The sequence below is a fragment of the Staphylococcus sp. LKG3-1 genome (genome assembly GCF_048568385.1).
Classification (GTDB): domain Bacteria; phylum Bacillota; class Bacilli; order Staphylococcales; family Staphylococcaceae; genus Staphylococcus; species Staphylococcus saprophyticus.
In genome coordinates this window covers 1304932-1322062 of the sequence record NZ_CP183796.1, presented here as the reverse complement: position 1 = coordinate 1322062, position 17131 = coordinate 1304932, and the positions used below count along the sequence as shown (strand labels likewise).

Below are 17131 nucleotides of genomic sequence, written 5' to 3'. Positions count from 1 at the left end.
AGGCGACATTTATGATTGAATTTTATTCATGGAAAAACCTATTATTAAAGTGTAGGTTTGAAAGGGAGTCATTAATGATGTTTGCAAAAGTAGAAAGTCAAAGCAATGGTATCGATTTGATTAAAATTGATAATGAAGAAACAAAAATTGTTTTTACAAATTATGGTGCGAGAATTGTATCGTGGAAATACGACGATAATAATATTGTACTGGGTAATGTCGTTGAAGCAGATGAGTTTTATGAATCGAATCCTTATAATTTTGGTGCAACCGTAGGTCGATATGGCGGAAGAATTGCAAATGCAACATTTGAGTTAGATGGTAAAAAATATGAGTTAGATGCCAATAATGGTGTACATAATATTCATGGTGGACCCAATGGTATAGACAGACGTTTCTTTGATTATAAAATTGAAGAACAAGTCGGACAAGTGAAAGTTATTTTTACTACTACAATTCAAAGTGCAGATGATCACTTTCCAGGTGATATTGATTTAGAAGTGATTCACACTTATAATGTCGACCATAAGTGGACGATAGAATATAAAGCGAAATCAACTGAAAAAACATTGTTTAATCCGATGAATCATGTATATTTTAACTTGAACAGAGACAACAATGTGATTGATAATCACAGCATTTCAAGTTCAAAATTGGATATGTATTTATTAGGGGAAGACAATATCGTGAAAAGTATGGAACCTTTAAGTTTGGTAAATACCTTCCAAGAACAAAATATCCAGTTCAAAGATATTTTTGATAGTGAAGACGCAATTGTTAAAGAACAAATGCAACGCTTTGGTGGTATTGATCATCCATTTGATATTGGTGGTAATGAAATGACTGTGGAAAATAAACATTTTATATTAAAAGTAAACACAGACATGCCAAACATTGTCATTTACACATTTAATGATACAACTGGTTGGAAAAGTGATTTCAATATTTATAAAGCTCACTCAGGTTTTACATTAGAAACGCAATGTATTCCAAACGATATTAATTTATTAGGCAATCAAGCACCATCCATTTTAAAAGCTAACGAGCCTTTTTACTCTAAAACGTCATATAAAATTTCTGAAAAGCAATTATAAAAATGAACGAATCAATACTTATGACACCATTTGGGAGAGTGGTTAGTTATTAAGTATAGACTATATGAAAGGCGGGTATCTTAAATGAGATACCCGCCTTTCATTTTAATTTAATTACAGCAAACGCTATTATTTTTGAGCACGTTTTAAGAAGCGTTCAAATTTGCTAATCCTGTCGCTTGTTAAATATGGATTTTTTAAAACATAGGTTAAGCGATTAATATTTTTATTATCATTGTAATAGATGTCATTGAGCTCATACACAGAAAGACGTGTTGATGCATCCGCAGATTTGATAAGTTTTAAATGATTGGAGTCGTGTACGTAGCCTTCTTGTAACACACGAAAATAGAAGCCAGTTTTACAAGAAGATGACATTCTCTTAATCAAATCAGGGATTTTATACTTTTCTTGTATTTTCCAACAAGGTTCTCTGATTTCTGAAACTTCTAAAATAGCTTCACCAAGCTGGAATTGATCACCAAAATAGACATGCGCTTCATCTAAATCAGTTGCTGTTAAATTTTCACCAAACATCGCATAGGGTGGTAACGCTGGTAGGTCATGTTTCCAAAGTTCGTAATTTTTCTTACTGTACAGGCAAACGGCTTTATTTGGCCCGCCATGTCCTTTATATTCTTGTTCATCTTCAGCAAATCCAGTATGTGTAAGCCACATTTTTCCTGAATATTTTTCTTTATTTAATGCAGAACGCATAGGTCTTTTGGTACTATATGGTAAATCTTGTATTTTGCCAGTAGAAATGGCTTCTAATTTATAAATCATATTTTTGTACCTCCAACAATAGATTGATTATTATTTTAAAACAATGTGTTAATTATGCAAGTATATGTATAAATTCATTTTGAAAATCAGTTTTCTGTCTAGGTATTTTAATAAATCTCATGTACAATAAAGATAAAAGTACAGTATAAAAGGGGAAGCATGATGGATAAGAAACAGTTAAAAATGAGAACATTTAATGATGCATTAGACCAGATTAAAGATGGTATGATTGTTGGTATTGGCTCTGGCTCAACGATTGAATTGCTTGTCCCAAAAATAGCAGAGAAACTGGAACAAGAACAAATAAAAATCACAGGTGTCTGTACCTCTAATAAAACGGCATTTATAGCCAAAGAGTTAGGTATCCATATCATTGATGTGAATGATGTGGATCATATCGATATTGCAATAGATGGCGCAGATGAAATTGATAACGACTTAAACTTAATTAAAGGCGGTGGTGGCGCGCTATTTAGAGAAAAAGTAATAGATGCCATGGCCGAAAGATTTGTTGTCTTAGCTGACGATAGTAAATGTGTAGACTATCTTGGACAAACGTTTAAGTTGCCTGTTGAAGTGGACAAATTTAATTGGTTACTTGTAGCTAAACGAATTAAAGCATACGATGATTTAAAAGTAACACGTCGCATGGTTGATGATGTGCCATTTATTACAGATAACGGTAATTATATCTTAGATGTTGTATTAAATGAAGGTATCAACGCAGCAGATATGCATGAATTTTTGATTCACCTTATCGGTGTACTAGAAACAGGTTATTTTTTAAATGTTGCAGACCAAGCCATTATTGGTACAACGAATGGAGTAAAGATTAAAAATAAAGCATCATTGATAGATTAAAAAAGGCATTGTGCTTATTCATTGGAGCACAATGTCTTTTTGTATCGTTTGAAAATATCATATCGCTACATGCTACAGTAATAAAACAAAAAACCAATACTAAAGCTATCAGTCATGAAACATAGCTTAGCATTGGTTTTTAAAATTCATAAAATCAGTTGAATCATTTTATGGTGAGTATGATTAGCGACGGTGTCCACGTTTACTTTTCAAATCAAAAGGTGAGCGTTCGTAATCATTATTAGATGAATCAGCTGTATCTAAAGCTTGATCATCTTGTTGCGTTACATCGTTACTTTCTGAACTTAAATGACTTGACGATTCATCACTTTCTTCATCGATTGATGTACGTGCATCAGATACGACAGATGACTGTCAATTTGAAGAATAGCGAGAACTTGCTTTCAATTCATCTTGGTCTGATTCTGGATGTGCCTTCTCAGTAGATGCTTCTACTGCACTATTCGCACGTGAATCTGAGTGTGTAGTGTCCACTTTCGTTGAATCATTTGATGATGGACTTGGTGTATTCTCTGAGATTATATTCGCTCGACTGTCGTCCTCATGTGCAGTATCTTCTGTCGAATTGTATTGATTAGCTTGGTCTGATGCACTTGATTCATGCTGACGATCAGTTACATCTTGTTCATCTTGAACTTCTGAAGACGTCTCAGCTGTAGCGGCATTTACATTCGCTGAATGATGCGTTTCGTCTGTTTCTGACGCGTTATATTCATCACCAGCATCTGTCTGATCTTCATCAGTATCATTAACGTGATCAAGATAATTATTTTCCTCTACTTCGTCTAAATTACGTTTTGTAAAGAAATAAAGGATTGTACGAATAATTAAACTAATTAAAATATAAAGTATAGCAACGGCTGCAGTTGATAAGGCGATGACTTTCATAGCAAATACTTCGCCTAATTCTTCATTAAATAAGAATACAAGTCCAAATGACATTGCGAAATGGAATAAAGTTGCAATGTATATTGTACGGCCTTTCGTTGCACGTATTAATTCCCCAATAATCATTGAAAAAGCAAATGAATATAGGAAACTATATATTGCAAAGTCAAAACTAAAGGCGATGTTTACATTCCATATTGCATACATAAAACCAACAATAATAGACGCGAAGAACGTGTTCATCTTAGTTTCAACAATATGTTGTAGATAAGAACGGAAACCGAGTTCTACTAAAAAAGCCATGACAATTTGTCCTATAATAATAGATGAAATTGAAACAGATAAATCTTTTGTTTGTAAAAGAACAAAACTATCAGAAAAAATATTAAAGCATACCATAGCTATAATAAAAATAATTAATGGTAAAATAAGCGCTAAAATTGCACGCTCAATCACTTTTAAGCTAATAGTCAATTTTAAACTAGCTAATTGAGTACCTCTGTGTGAAAATATAGCAATACAGATAAAAGCTGCTATGAATGGTGCAAGTGTACTCATATCAAAGACGAAATCTTTAAATGGAACGGAACTCTGTAAATCTTTAAGTATAATAGGTAATGCATAAGCAACAATAAAGAAGATAAAAATCATCATTGCCCATTGAAAACCTGGTATACGTTTTGTATTCATTTATGTAACCTCCAATAGGGTTCAAAAAAATCATTTGTACCTAATTATACATATTTATGAGATAGAAATAAATTAAATTCCCGATTTATCATTGAAATGTAATAGTTTGAGTTAATCTAACATGAAATTGAAATATTTATTACGAATTTTTGAATTTATAATGATGCGAATTGGGTAAATATTATTATAAATTGAATTGAGGAAAATGTAAGCGTATACTTTTAAATGACCGTAAGTATTTAAAGGAGGAGAATTATGTATAAATTAGCACAACGTGATCTTTGGACTGGAAGAATTGATAGTGAAACAGATGAATCACAATTTAGGCACTTTCAAACTATAAATTTTCGCAATATTGAAGATGATAACAATGAATCACGTCATGGTGTAGGTATACTAGGGTACGCGGTAGATAAAGGTGTTGAATTGAATAAAGGGCGTATTGGTGCAAAAGAAGGCCCGAATGCAATTAAAAAAACGTTTGCCAATTTACCAGTTATTAGACAATGTAATGTATATGACTATGGCAACGTTGAACACAATCATGATAGATTAGAAGAAACGCAACAAGAATTTGCGCATTACGTTGCCAAATCTATAAAAAAACATAATCAAACATTCTTACTTGGTGGTGGTCACGATATTGCATATGCACAATATCTAGGCACGAGAGAGGCATATCCTGACGCTTCTATTGGTGTCATTAATATTGATGCACACTTTGATACACGAGAAGAATCAGGTTCAACATCTGGCACGAGTTTTAGACAAATACTAGAAGAAGATGAAAACACAGATTATCTTGTATTAGGTATACAACAGGGTGGCAATACTCGAGCACTATTTGACTATGCAGAAACTAAAGGCATCGGTTATGTTTATTCAGAAGAATTGCTTCACCAAATTTCTCCTCCAATCAAAGATAAGGTGGAACGTTTTGTACATGATCATGATGTCATCATGTTTACAATATGTATGGATGTTATTGACAGCGCGTTTGCACCAGGTGTGAGTGCTAATGGTGTGCTTGGATTATCACCACACATCGTACTTGAATTAGCTAAACGCATCATTCCGAATGAAAAAGTCCCAACAATTAGCATTGCTGAAACAAATCCTAAGTATGATGTAGATAACAGAACTGCAAAATTATCAGCTAATTTCTTATATCATTTTATTCTTTAAAATTCCAATAGTTAACACATTGTTCGATGAAAGAAAGCACACGTGATGAGTGCTTTCTTTTTTTTAGGTAGTTAATATATATAGAACGACCTAACTTAGGTTGAATATCTAAGACATCTAAATCCTTAGCATTAAATGATTGATAATAAACTCTAGGTATTACAGCATATCCCAAACCTCTATGCACAAAGTTCGTGGCAGCTTCAAATCGATCCGCTTCAATAATGATATTAGGATGCAAGTTCATACGGTTAAAGTAGTCATCTAGATGTTTGCGAACTTGGGATCTTTTGGTTGGCAATATTAATGGCAAGGATGCAATAGAAGTAGTATGTGAATGTGGAAAAGCATTTTTAGGAGTGATCAACACATAGGACTCCTCATAGAGCGGTATAGATTCAATATCATCATGCTTCATTTGTTCGTTAGTGAAAGCAACATGATTCTCAAAGTTAACGAGCAATTCAAAAATTTTATTTTGATCATGAATTTCAGATACAAGGTAAGTTTGATCTGGAAATTGTTTAGCATGTGTCGATAATACTTGAGAAAGCCATTGGTTTGTCGATTCTAAAATAGATATTTTAATTTTAGGTACATGTCCCATATTGAGATCGTACATTTTTTCGATAGTTTGATGATATTGATGTATCAGTTGTCGTGCGTAATTGTAAAAATGAATGCCTTTTTCAGTAATTTTAATATCTTTAGTCGTACGCATAAATAGATCATAACCTAGATCAGCTTCCATTTTTTTAATTGTTGTCGTCAGAGAAGGTTGACTAATATGTAAAAAGTTAGCGGCTTTAGTAAAACTATTATATTTAACAACAGCAACAAAGTATTCTAATTGTATAATTTTCATAGGAAAGCTCCTTTAATTAGTTATTTATAGTTTAAAGCTATCAATAATTAGTTTATTTATATTGGTAGTCTATATAATAACATATTATACTGGTCCATATAGAGAAAGGTGTGCTTTTGTGTAAGTATCGTGCTTACATTGCTTATTACCATACCATTTGTACTATGGATTTTTTAGTTATTGTTAAACAAAGGATAAGTTTATTAAAAACAAGGAGTGATTTTTCATGAGAAAAATAGAAGCAAAAAGAGGGTTAGACATTGAATGTAAAGGTTGGGAACAAGAAGCAGTACTGAGAATGTTATATAACAACCTTGACCCGGAAGTAGCTGAACGCCCTGAAGACTTAGTTGTTTATGGAGGTATAGGTAAAGCTGCACGTAATTGGGAAGCATTTGAAGCCATTGAAGATACATTACGTTCATTAGAAGCTGATGAAACAATGTTAGTTCAGTCTGGTAAACCCATTGCTGTATTTAAAACACATGAAGAAGCGCCACGTGTATTAATATCTAATTCAGTATTAGTTCCAGAATGGGCAAATTGGGATCATTTCAATGAATTAGATAAAAAAGGTTTAATGATGTATGGTCAAATGACAGCTGGTAGTTGGATATATATTGGTTCACAAGGTATTGTTCAAGGTACTTATGAAACATTTGGAGAACTTGCGAATCAACATTTTAATGGCAAATTAAATGGCACGGTCACTTTGACAGCTGGTCTAGGTGGTATGGGTGGTGCGCAACCACTAGCCGTTACAATGAACGGTGGCGTTGTTATCGGCGTAGACGTCGATGAAACACGCATTGATAAACGTATTGAGACGCGTTATTGTGACGTTAAAACACACGAATTAGACGAAGCGTTACGTTTGGCTGATGAAGCTCGTGAAAAGGGTGAACCATTATCAATTGGTTTAGTCGGTAATGCGGTTGACACACATAAAGCAATCTTAGATAAAGGTTTTAAAATTGATATTGTGACAGACCAAACAAGTGCACATGATCCGCTAAATGGTTATGTACCTCAAGGGTATTCGTTAGAAGAAGCGAAAGCAATACGCCAAAAAGATCCAAAACAATATGTTAAAGAAGCACAAACTTCTATGAGAAAACATGTAGAACTCATGCTTGAATTTCAGAAAAATGGTGCTGTTGCATTTGATTATGGTAATAATATCAGACAGGTTGCATTTAATGATGGATTAGAAAATGCATTTGATTTCCCTGGATTTGTGCCTGCTTATATTCGTCCATTGTTCTGTGAAGGTAAAGGCCCATTCCGTTTTGCAGCATTAAGTGGAGATCCGAAAGATATTGAGCGTGCAGATGAAGAAATGAGAAAGATTTTCCCAGATAATGAAAAATTAATTCGTTGGTTAGATTTAGCGCAAGAAAAAATCGCCTTCCAAGGTTTACCGTCACGTATTGCGTGGTTAGGTTATGAAGAGCGTGCGAAAATGGGCTTAGCATTGAATAAATTAGTAAGAGATGGTGAAATTTCTGCACCAATTGTCATTGGTCGTGATCATCTTGATTCTGGTTCTGTCGCTAGTCCAAACCGTGAAACTGAAGGTATGAAAGATGGTTCTGATGCTGTTGGTGATTGGCCAATCTTAAACGCATTAATTAATACAGCAGCAGGCGGTTCATGGATTTCATTCCACCATGGCGGCGGCGTTGGTATGGGTTACTCTTTACATGCAGGTATGGTTGTTGTAGCAGATGGATCAGAACGTGCTGATAGAAGATTAGGACGTGTATTAACGACAGATCCGGGTATGGGTGTTGTGAGACATGCGGATGCTGGATATGAATCTGCGATTAAAGTTGCAAAAGAAAAAGGTATCAAAATCCCAATGATTACAGGTAAAGGAGACAAATAATGAACGATTTAATTATTCAAAACATTAAAGAACTAATTTTACCAAAATCTACTGAACGTCCATTAAAAGGAAAAGAGTTAGACGAACTTAACATTATTGAAAATGGAACGGTTGTCGTTAAAAACGGCAAAATTGTCTACGCAGGAGAGCACTCAGATGCCTATGAAGCAACTGAAACAATTGATGTAACAGATAAAGTGGTTTCACCAGCTTTGGTTGAAGCACATACACATCTTGTTCATGGTGGTTCACGTGAACATGAAATGTCACTTAAAAGACAAGGTGTTTCTTATTTAGAAATTCTTGAACAAGGTGGCGGCATTTTATCTACAGTTGAAGCTACACGTAAAGCTACTGAAGAAGCATTATTTAAAAAGGCAGAAAAGAATTTGTTGACGATGATGGAACATGGCGTTTTAGCTGTTGAGAGTAAAAGTGGCTATGGTCTAGATAAAGAAAATGAACTAAAACAATTACGTGTATCTAATCGTTTGGCTGAAAAATATAACTTAGACATGAAACACACATTCCTTGGTCCGCATGCCGTACCTAAAGATGCTGAGTCTAATCAAGCTTTTCTTCAAGAGATGATTGATTTGTTACCAGAAGTTAAGCCGTATGCTGATTTTGCAGATATATTCTGTGAAACTGGTGTGTTTACGGTTGAAGAATCGAAAAAATATATGGAAGCGGCAAAAGCATTAGGTTTTGATGTGAAAATCCATGCAGATGAAATTGATCCATTGGGTGGTTTAGAGTTAGCTATCGACGAAAATGCAATCTCTGCAGATCATCTTGTAGCATCAAGTACAGAAGGTAAAGAAAAACTAAAAAATAGTGACACTGTCGCGGTGTTATTGCCTGGTACGACTTTCTATTTAGGCAAGGAATCTTATGCAGATGCGCGAGGTATGTTAGACAATGATGGCGCAATCGCGATTGCGACAGATTTTAACCCAGGTAGTTGTGTCACAAACAACTTACAACTTGTGATGTCGATTGCTGCCTTGAAATTGAAATTATCTCCAAATGAAATTTGGAACGCAGTGACTGTTAATGCGGCTAAAGCCATTGACATTGATGCTGGTACCATTAATCAAGGAGATAAAGCTAATATTGTTATTTGGGATGCGCCTAACCATGAATATATTCCATATCACTATGGTATTAACCACGCTGAAAAAGTCATTAAAGATGGTAAAGTGTTGATTGATAATCGTATCAAATTAGAACAATAATTTGAATAGTTAAAGCTGAGTCAAATTGACTTGGCTTTTTTTGTATTATTTTAGGCAGAGTTGATTAAATATTTCGACAATTATGATACCATATGGTTAAAGCAATTTGGAGGTGACAATGAATGTGCGTCACATAAGTTATTTTAATCAGTGGCACGGGGCATTAGTCACCAATATGCTTGCAGGTATTTTGTTGGCACTCGCGTTACTACCCGGTGCAATTGCTTTTTCCTTTATTGCAGGTGTAAGTCCAACCATAGGTATGCTAAGTACTGGACTTATGATGTTAGTTATAAGTTTGACCGGCAATCGAACATTAATGGTGTCAGCACCAAGTAGTGGTGTTTCTTTAGTTGTCGCACCGCTTATGTCTAGCCACGGTATGCCCGCTGTAATATTGGCTACGTTAATTATGGGAATAATACAAATTTTGATGGGTATTTGCCGAATCAATAAATTATTAGATTATATTCCCACAGGTGTTGTTATAGGTTTTATGAATGCATTAGGTGTATTGTTATTTACATCGCAACTAAAAAATATACTAAATATTTCAAACGCGACCTATGTCATAGCGGTCGCATCTTTTTTAATTATTTGGTTAGCACAAAGATATATCAGATTTATGCCGGCACCATTGATTGCGATTATTATTTTAACGATATGTGCATGGTGGCTTAAACCAGATATTGTCTATGTACACCATTTAGCATCATTGCATATTCATGTACCGATGCTGTCATTTCCAGATGCAATGTATGATATGCATATCGTTGGTATTTCAAGCATGTATGGAGTGACAATGGCAATTGTTGCTGTTGTACAAACGACATTAACAGCGCGGATGATGGATGCAGTTACTGCCACTAAAAGTGATAAAAATAAAGAAACGATAGGGCAAGGTGTTGCCAATACAATTGTCGCTTTATTTGGTGGCTATGGTGGTAGCGCACTTGTGGGTCAATCGCGATTTAATGCAACGATGGGAGCTACATCGAGGGTATCAACATTGATCACGGGTGCTTTTTTACTCATTAGCTTATTCGTTTTTGGAGATATTATCGGTCAAATACCAATGGCAGTGCTAGCAACTGTATTAATAACGATTTCCCTTAATACATTTGATAGGAGAACGATTTCATTTGTTAAGGTATCTCCAATAAAGCATGGGGCGATCGTTGTACTTACAATGTTGATTATTTTAAGTACGAATAACCTAGCGGCCGGGGTTGTGCTTGTTAGTTTACTATACTATTTGATTCAAGGGTTTAATAAAAGGAAAGGACGTGACATATAATGCCACAATACGAAGACTACATAAATTGGAGAAGAACATTTCATCAATATCCAGAGCTATCAGATGCAGAATATGAAACAACAAAACGTATCAAACGCATCTTAGCATCATATGATATTAAAGTTTTAGATTTACCATTAGAAACAGGACTAGTTGCAGAGGTTGGACAAGGTGATCAATTCGTTGCAGTTAGAACAGATATTGATGCACTACCAATAGATGAGCAAGTGAAACATGAATTCACTTCGACCAATGAAGGTGCGATGCATGCATGTGGACATGATATTCATATGGCTAGTGTGCTAGGGGTCGCAGTGAGATTAAAAGAAATAGAAAATCAACTCAACGGACGCGTGCGCATTATTTTTCAAGCTGCAGAAGAATTGGGCTATGGCGCAGTGAAAGTTGCTAATACAGGTGCAATTGACGGTGCGAAAGCCGTGTTAGGTTATCATAATTATCCAACGTTAGATATTGGAGAATTTGCGGTTAAATCGGGGGTTATCACATCTTCTGTAGACCGTTTCGAATTTAAAATTAAAGGTAAAGGTGCGCATGCTGCTAAACCAGAACAAGGTAACGACCCAATGATTGTATTGGGACAGTTGATTAATAGTGTTCAGTCTATTGTGAGTAGAAATTTATCAGCATTTGATAATGCAGTTGTTACAATTGGAGAAGTATCATGTGGGAATACATGGAATGTTATTGCAGACGAAGCCTATGTGCAAGGTACTGTGAGAAGTTTTGATGAAGATAAACGTGTACTTATTGAAGAAAGATTAAGAGCCATTGGAAGCGGACTTGCTGAAGTATTTGGCGTAGACATTGAAACGTCTTATCACCGCTTGCCTGGTGCTGTGGTTAATGATGAGCAATTAACAAATGATGCAATAGCAATTGCCAAAGAAGTTGGATACAATGTCAGTGTTATGGATAAACCGTTGACGATTGGCGAAGATTTTTCTGGTTTTTCTAATAAGTATCCAAGTGTATTTGTCTTTATTGGTTCTAATAGTGAATATGATTTGCACCATCCAAAATATGACCCAGATGAACGTATTTTAGAAAAAGTACCTGACTATTTTGTTACTTTTGTACAAAAATTATTGAATGAAAATTAAGGCAATATACTTAAATTATGATTAGACAATAGAAATGTTGGGTATTTAATAACTAGTTCATAATTTAAGGAGTGTTCTTAATGGCAGGTCAAGATCCAAGAACTAAATTTTCAAATAAAGATTTTCCAAAACAAGAACAACCAGTTCCAGGTTTACAAAGTAAGTTAGATCCAAAGCCTGATTGTGGTGAAACATCCTATACTGGTTATGGTCGTTTAAATGATTATAAAATGTTAGTTACTGGTGGAGACTCAGCTATAGGCAGAGCAGCAGCTATTGCTTACGCTAAGGAAGGCGCTGATGTAGCAATCAATTATCTTCCAGCAGAACAACAAGATGCAGAAGAAGTACAACAAGTCATTGAAGCAGCAGGAAGAAAAGCTGTCTTAATTCCAGGTGACATTAGAGATGAACAATTTAATTACGATTTAGTTGAAACAGCTTACAACGAACTTGGCGGGTTAGACAATGTAACCATCGTCGCCGGTCATCAACAATATAGAGAAAGCATAAAAGGTTTTGACACAGCTTCGTTTTCAGAAACATTTGAGACGAATGTTTATCCAATATTTTGGACAGTTCAAAAAGCAGTAGATTATTTACAAGCTGGTGCAACCATTACGCTGACCTCTTCAGTTCAAGGTTACAATCCAAGCCCAATTTTACATGATTATGCTGCTTCAAAAGCTGCGATTATTTCATTAACGAAAAGTCTATCCGAAGAACTCGGTGCGAAAGGCATTCGTGTGAATTGTGTTGCGCCAGGACCATTTTGGTCACCATTACAAATTTCTGGTGGTCAACCGCAATCTAAAATTCCGAGCTTTGGACAAAAGGAAGTCTTGGGCAGAGCAGGTCAACCTGTAGAATTATCAGGCACATATGTACACTTGGCAGCTGAAGAATCCAGTTATACAACAGGTCAAGTATATGGTGTGACAGGTGGTACTCAGTTAGACTAGGTTATATGAAACGTCACAGCTAATGTGGAGATGATTCAATCACATTAAAGTTGTATCATCTCCACATTAGCTGTGACTTCTAGATTGATAAGCGAATATTACAATGAGTCATATAGCCGACGTTATATGGGCGAGATTGAGAAATCAAATTCAATGTTTGGTTTCTGTCTCGCTTTTTTATTATTTTTAAAAGGAGTATAAATGTGGATGAAACAATATAACGCAAACACATTAACGAAACAACAGAATTATAAATTACTAAGTGGTAGTGTTATTCCAAGACCAGTTGCATTTGTGACAACACAGGATAAAGATGGGAATTTAAATGCTGCACCGTTCAGTTTTTTTAATGTTGTATGCAGCGCACCTCCTATGATTATGATTTCTACTGCACGTTCACAAGGAAAGCGCAAAGATACATCGTTAAATATTGAAGAAACAGGCTCATTTGTAGTTCATATTACAGATGAAATGACTGTAGAACAAATAAATAAAACGGCTGCACCTATAGACAGAACACTAAATGAATTAGAAAGAACGCAGTTGACATGTGTGAAATCAGAAGTCGTGCCTGTACCAGGTGTGGAACAAGCCAAAATTCGAATGGAATGCAAACTAAATCAAATCATTACATTAGGCGATGCTCAAGAAGGATCAGATTTAATCATTGGTGAGGTTGTGATGTATCACATTGATGAGGCAGTTTACTTTGATGATAGTAAAATAGATGCACAAGCATTAGCGCCTGTGGCACGTTTAGCTGGAAATGATTATGCTGCATTAGGACAATCATTTACGATTAATCGACCAACAGAGTAATTTATAAATGATAAGACTGAAGTCATTAGCTCATCAGCTAATTGTTAAGATTTGTTAAAGTTTAAGCAAGAATTTAAAACAGTAATTGACGAAACTAATTTAATATTGTACTGTGAAAAATAAATTAAATAACTTATCAAGAGAAGTGGAGGGACTGGCCTGTGGATACTTCGGCAACATGATTATGCGTGTGCCAATTCCAGTAGCATCATTTATGCTAGAAGATAAGAATAAATGTACAAAGTTTACTCTTTCTTCAATTGGAAAGAGTTTTTTATTTGAGTAAGTTTATTTAATGGTAGAAAAATTGATGTTCTGTTTGAACTTAAAGGAAAGTTGGTTTTGTATGGAGGAGACAAAGAAAGGTAATGCATGGGCACTGATACCTTTAATTATTTTTGTGGGTATGTTTTTAGGTGTTGGTATCATTACCGGCGATTTCACTACAATGCCCCTAAATGTTGCGATACTAGTAGCGACAATTGTGGGACTTGTATTAAATAGAAAAGAATCATTTCAAAAGAAAGTTGAAATTTTTACTAAGGGTGCAGGACATTCCAATATTATACTAATGATGCTCATTTTCTTATTAGCAGGAGCGTTTTCGCAAACAACTGAAGATATGGGTGGCGTAAAATCTACAGTGAATTTGGGACTATCTTTGATTCCTGAGAATTTAATCATTGTAGGTTTATTCGTGATATGTATGTTCGTGTCACTTTCTATGGGTACATCCGTGGGCACTGTAGCAGCTATAGCGCCTGTTGGCTTTGGACTAAGCCAAGCAACGGATGTCTCTGCAGCCATCACTATGGCGACGGTCGTAGGTGGGGCGATGTTTGGTGATAATTTATCAATGATTTCAGATACAACGATAGCTGCGGTAAGAACTCAAAAAACAAAAATGAGTGATAAGTTTAAGGTGAATATCAAAATCGTGTTACCTGGTGCCATATTTACTGTCATTGTACTTTGGTTTTTAACAAATGGAGCACAAATTGATGCATCTAAGAGCTACGATTATGATCTTATAAAAGTAGTACCTTATTTATTTGTACTCATACTCGCATTATTCGGCGTCAACGTTATTATTGTACTTATTGGCGGTATTATACTTTCGGCAATTATAGGTTTATTTTATGGTACCTTTGATTGGATTGGGTTATTAAGCTCTATTTCTAAAGGGATTATTGGCATGGAGGATATTGCCATTATTGCACTATTAATTGGTGGTCTAGTGGCATTGATACAACACAATGGTGGTATTACATGGTTACTTAATTTTGTGCGTAATAGAGTGAAATCTAAGCGTGGCGCAGAACTAGGAATTGCTGGCTTAGTGAGTGTGGCCGATATTTCAACTGCTAATAATACGATTTCTATATTAATGGCAGGGTCATTAGCTAAAGACATTTCAGATGAATATGGTGTAGATCCGCGTAAATCAGCAAGTATTCTAGATATGTTTGCAAGCTGTTTCCAAGGACTATTACCGTATAGTCCACAGCTTATTGCAGCAGCAGGTGTGGCATCTATATCACCGTTTGAATTGGTACCGTATGCGATTTATCCGATGATATTAGGGATTTGTGGTCTGATTGCTATCGCCTTTAGATTGCCGAGATTGGACAAGAAATAAACCCTAACAATCATGTGAAGTGAATATTTCATATGTATGGATGATTAACAGTCGTCATGCAAAATTGTTAAGTTTAATATAAATTGAGAGAGTGCGGAATCTTATGTATTATTTGATTTCTGACTCTCTTTTTTAAGTATAGACTAACGGCGTAGTACAGGATGCTTTATTAAGTTTAATCCTAATTGTTAAAGATTTAAGAATGCAAAATTTTGACGTTTACTGACTATTAACGATAAAATAAAGTTGTTGAAAGTTTGATAAAATCATACAAACCACTCATATTTCGTATGATTATAGTTTAGAAGTCTTGTATAATGCGTTAGAATAGAAATAAGAGTGAAAGTAGGTGAACAATCCATCGTGGCTAAATATAATGTAGAGAATGAAAATGTTGAGATACGTCTTGAACGATTATTTAAAGTTGAACCAGAATTGTTATATCAAGCGTGGACAGATGAACGTTTTCTTAAACAATGGTTTATGACAACAGAAAGAACAAATAAATCAATACAAGTAGATGCTGAACAAAATGGAAACTATACGATTATTGATGTAAGAAAAGGCAAAGAAAATAAAATTCAAGGATCATATCGTACGTTAACGCCTTTTGAATATATTGTAATGACCATAGGTATGCCAGAGCTAAGTGATTCTGAAGATACGATAGAAGTTGAAATATTCGAAAGAGCACCTGGCATCACACAAATGATTTTCAATTATATTGCGTATGTTCCTAGAGAACGTAGACTTACAACATTAGAATATAAGCAAAAGAAAAAAGAATACCATGATTCTACTGCACATGGTTTTGAAATGTTATTTGATAAACTACAAATTGCATTAGAAACATTTGAAGCGGAATTATAATTATAAAAAACGACAAAATATCATTTTAATACAAATAAAAAAAGGACTTACAAGCATGCTAAATGAATTGATTGCTTGTAAGTCCTTTTTTTAGTGTGTGTTGAGTTCGCCTTTTTCTTGGCGTTCATTATATTTCCGTAGCAATGTTTCGAAAAAGATATGATAACTGATAAAGCTAGAGTAATCTATACCATCTACGAGATAAAACGTATTACTCGAAACATAGATATTATAATTTGCTTTTTGTGCTAGCGTGTTATCTTTCAATGTAGTTACTGAGAAAAAGTATTTTTGACGCAGTTGCAGTAAATTAGTGATATCTGAAAGTTGCGTTGTTTCTCCGGAAAGCGAAATGATAAAAAAGATATCTTTCGGTGTTGCTTTATTTAAGACCATTTTAAATTCATGAACATCATGTAGGACAATAATATTCTTATGAATTGTTAATAAAATCCGTTGTGCTTCTTGAGCAACATTCATCTGAGCTAAACCTGTACCGTATAGATAGACCGTTTCGGCTTGGTTAATTTTATCGGTAATCAGTTCATAATCAATGCGCTCTAAATAAGTGAACGTATTTTCAATTTCTTGTTTAAATCCTTCAATAGAGTCGGAAGGCAGCTGATGTGATTGTTCTGTTTCAAATTTTAAATAAGATTTAAAATCACTGTATCCGTCAAACCCAAGCTTACGTGTAAAACGATGGATCGTCGCATTGGATGCATGGGTATTCGCAGCTAATTCTTGTATTTTCATCGTTTTACATTGATTAATATGTGTATTAATAAAATGTGCTATATGTAAATCATTTTCGTTTAATTTATTAAAGTTATTATTGACGCGTTCATCTAAAAACAATGGTAATCACCTCACACTTCATGAAAATATTTTCGACTTTTGAAAA

At 34.7% G+C, this 17131-nt stretch carries 15 protein-coding genes and 1 riboswitch; of the genes, 11 read left to right on the top strand and 4 right to left on the bottom strand.

What is annotated here, in order from left to right; translation table 11 throughout:
- Positions 1-77 precede the first annotated feature (77 nt).
- On the top strand, positions 78-1094 hold the full coding sequence (locus ACM595_RS06670; RefSeq protein ID WP_041079160.1) for an aldose epimerase family protein: 1017 nt from the start codon (positions 78-80) through the stop codon (positions 1092-1094).
- 129 nt (positions 1095-1223) lie between these two features.
- On the opposite strand, the gene ACM595_RS06665 is transcribed toward ACM595_RS06670, so the two are convergent.
- Positions 1224-1880, bottom strand: coding sequence for an MOSC domain-containing protein (locus tag ACM595_RS06665; protein ID WP_002482521.1), 657 nt, complete (start codon positions 1878-1880; stop codon positions 1224-1226).
- A gap of 159 nt (positions 1881-2039) precedes the next feature.
- On the opposite strand from ACM595_RS06665, the gene ACM595_RS06660 reads away from it, so the two are divergent.
- Positions 2040-2741 (top strand): ribose 5-phosphate isomerase A, encoded by a 702-nt coding sequence (locus tag ACM595_RS06660; protein WP_002482522.1) that lies wholly within the window; start codon positions 2040-2042, stop codon positions 2739-2741.
- Between the two features lie 375 nt (positions 2742-3116).
- Here ACM595_RS06660 and ACM595_RS06655 read toward each other — a convergent pair whose 3' ends face one another.
- A complete protein-coding gene (locus ACM595_RS06655) occupies positions 3117-4340 on the bottom strand; it encodes a type II CAAX prenyl endopeptidase Rce1 family protein (RefSeq protein ID WP_002482523.1) in 1224 nt (407 codons plus the stop codon).
- Between the two features lie 255 nt (positions 4341-4595).
- Here ACM595_RS06655 and hutG point away from each other — a divergent pair, with 255 nt between their 5' ends.
- Complete coding sequence (hutG, locus tag ACM595_RS06650) at positions 4596-5525, top strand: formimidoylglutamase (RefSeq protein WP_002482524.1); 930 nt, start codon at positions 4596-4598, stop codon at positions 5523-5525.
- Here hutG and ACM595_RS06645 read toward each other — a convergent pair.
- The gene (locus ACM595_RS06645; RefSeq protein WP_002482525.1) at positions 5515-6390 is read right to left on the bottom strand and encodes a LysR family transcriptional regulator; all 876 of its coding nucleotides are present in this window, start codon (positions 6388-6390) and stop codon (positions 5515-5517) included. The two genes, hutG and ACM595_RS06645, sit on opposite strands and share 11 nt — an antisense overlap.
- A 226-nt stretch (positions 6391-6616) precedes the next feature.
- Between ACM595_RS06645 and hutU the strand changes: the two genes are divergently transcribed.
- The 8 genes from hutU to ACM595_RS06605 all read left to right on the top strand — a co-directional run bounded on the left by hutU (position 6617) and on the right by ACM595_RS06605 (position 16227).
- Positions 6617-8278, top strand: coding sequence for a urocanate hydratase (hutU, locus tag ACM595_RS06640; protein ID WP_069838156.1), 1662 nt, complete (start codon positions 6617-6619; stop codon positions 8276-8278).
- Positions 8278-9516, top strand: coding sequence for an imidazolonepropionase (hutI, locus tag ACM595_RS06635; RefSeq protein WP_041079154.1), 1239 nt, complete (start codon positions 8278-8280; stop codon positions 9514-9516). Before hutU ends, hutI begins: the two co-directional genes overlap by 1 nt.
- A gap of 118 nt (positions 9517-9634) precedes the next feature.
- Positions 9635-10813, top strand: a complete 1179-nt coding sequence (locus ACM595_RS06630) for a SulP family inorganic anion transporter (protein ID WP_069821535.1) — start codon at positions 9635-9637, stop codon at positions 10811-10813.
- The gene (locus ACM595_RS06625) at positions 10813-11937 is read left to right on the top strand and encodes an amidohydrolase (RefSeq protein ID WP_002482529.1); all 1125 of its coding nucleotides are present in this window, start codon (positions 10813-10815) and stop codon (positions 11935-11937) included. Before ACM595_RS06630 ends, ACM595_RS06625 begins: the two co-directional genes overlap by 1 nt.
- A gap of 80 nt (positions 11938-12017) precedes the next feature.
- On the top strand, positions 12018-12899 hold the full coding sequence (locus tag ACM595_RS06620; protein WP_002482530.1) for an SDR family oxidoreductase: 882 nt from the start codon (positions 12018-12020) through the stop codon (positions 12897-12899).
- Between the two features lie 207 nt (positions 12900-13106).
- On the top strand, positions 13107-13718 hold the full coding sequence (locus tag ACM595_RS06615) for a flavin reductase family protein (protein ID WP_002482531.1): 612 nt from the start codon (positions 13107-13109) through the stop codon (positions 13716-13718).
- A gap of 130 nt (positions 13719-13848) precedes the next feature.
- A riboswitch (SAM riboswitch) is annotated at positions 13849-13949 on the top strand.
- 115 nt (positions 13950-14064) lie between these two features.
- A complete protein-coding gene (locus ACM595_RS06610) occupies positions 14065-15357 on the top strand; it encodes a Na+/H+ antiporter NhaC family protein (protein ID WP_041079151.1) in 1293 nt (430 codons plus the stop codon).
- 363 nt (positions 15358-15720) lie between these two features.
- Positions 15721-16227: an SRPBCC family protein gene (locus tag ACM595_RS06605; RefSeq protein WP_037537852.1), complete on the top strand. Its 507-nt coding sequence runs from the start codon at positions 15721-15723 to the stop codon at positions 16225-16227.
- Between the two features lie 90 nt (positions 16228-16317).
- Here ACM595_RS06605 and ACM595_RS06600 read toward each other — a convergent pair whose 3' ends face one another.
- The gene (locus tag ACM595_RS06600) at positions 16318-17085 is read right to left on the bottom strand and encodes a MurR/RpiR family transcriptional regulator (RefSeq protein WP_002482534.1); all 768 of its coding nucleotides are present in this window, start codon (positions 17083-17085) and stop codon (positions 16318-16320) included.
- Between the last annotated feature and the right edge of the window lie 46 nt (positions 17086-17131).

Excerpts from the sequence above, each read along its gene's own strand:
- hutU (WP_069838156.1), top strand. The coding sequence starts at position 6,617 with ATGAGAAAAATAGAAGCAAAAAGAGGGTTAGACATTGAATGTAAAGGT.
- ACM595_RS06630 (WP_069821535.1), top strand. The coding sequence starts at position 9,635 with ATGAATGTGCGTCACATAAGTTATTTTAATCAGTGGCACGGGGCATTA.
- ACM595_RS06645 (WP_002482525.1), bottom strand. The coding sequence starts at position 6,390 with ATGAAAATTATACAATTAGAATACTTTGTTGCTGTTGTTAAATATAAT.
- hutG (WP_002482524.1), top strand. The coding sequence starts at position 4,596 with ATGTATAAATTAGCACAACGTGATCTTTGGACTGGAAGAATTGATAGT.
- ACM595_RS06625 (WP_002482529.1), top strand. The coding sequence starts at position 10,813 with ATGCCACAATACGAAGACTACATAAATTGGAGAAGAACATTTCATCAA.
- hutI (WP_041079154.1), top strand. The coding sequence starts at position 8,278 with ATGAACGATTTAATTATTCAAAACATTAAAGAACTAATTTTACCAAAA.
- ACM595_RS06670 (WP_041079160.1), top strand. The coding sequence starts at position 78 with ATGTTTGCAAAAGTAGAAAGTCAAAGCAATGGTATCGATTTGATTAAA.
- ACM595_RS06615 (WP_002482531.1), top strand. The coding sequence starts at position 13,107 with ATGAAACAATATAACGCAAACACATTAACGAAACAACAGAATTATAAA.
- ACM595_RS06655 (WP_002482523.1), bottom strand. The coding sequence starts at position 4,340 with ATGAATACAAAACGTATACCAGGTTTTCAATGGGCAATGATGATTTTT.
- ACM595_RS06660 (WP_002482522.1), top strand. The coding sequence starts at position 2,040 with ATGATGGATAAGAAACAGTTAAAAATGAGAACATTTAATGATGCATTA.
- ACM595_RS06665 (WP_002482521.1), bottom strand. The coding sequence starts at position 1,880 with ATGATTTATAAATTAGAAGCCATTTCTACTGGCAAAATACAAGATTTA.
- ACM595_RS06620 (WP_002482530.1), top strand. The coding sequence starts at position 12,018 with ATGGCAGGTCAAGATCCAAGAACTAAATTTTCAAATAAAGATTTTCCA.
- ACM595_RS06610 (WP_041079151.1), top strand. The coding sequence starts at position 14,065 with ATGGAGGAGACAAAGAAAGGTAATGCATGGGCACTGATACCTTTAATT.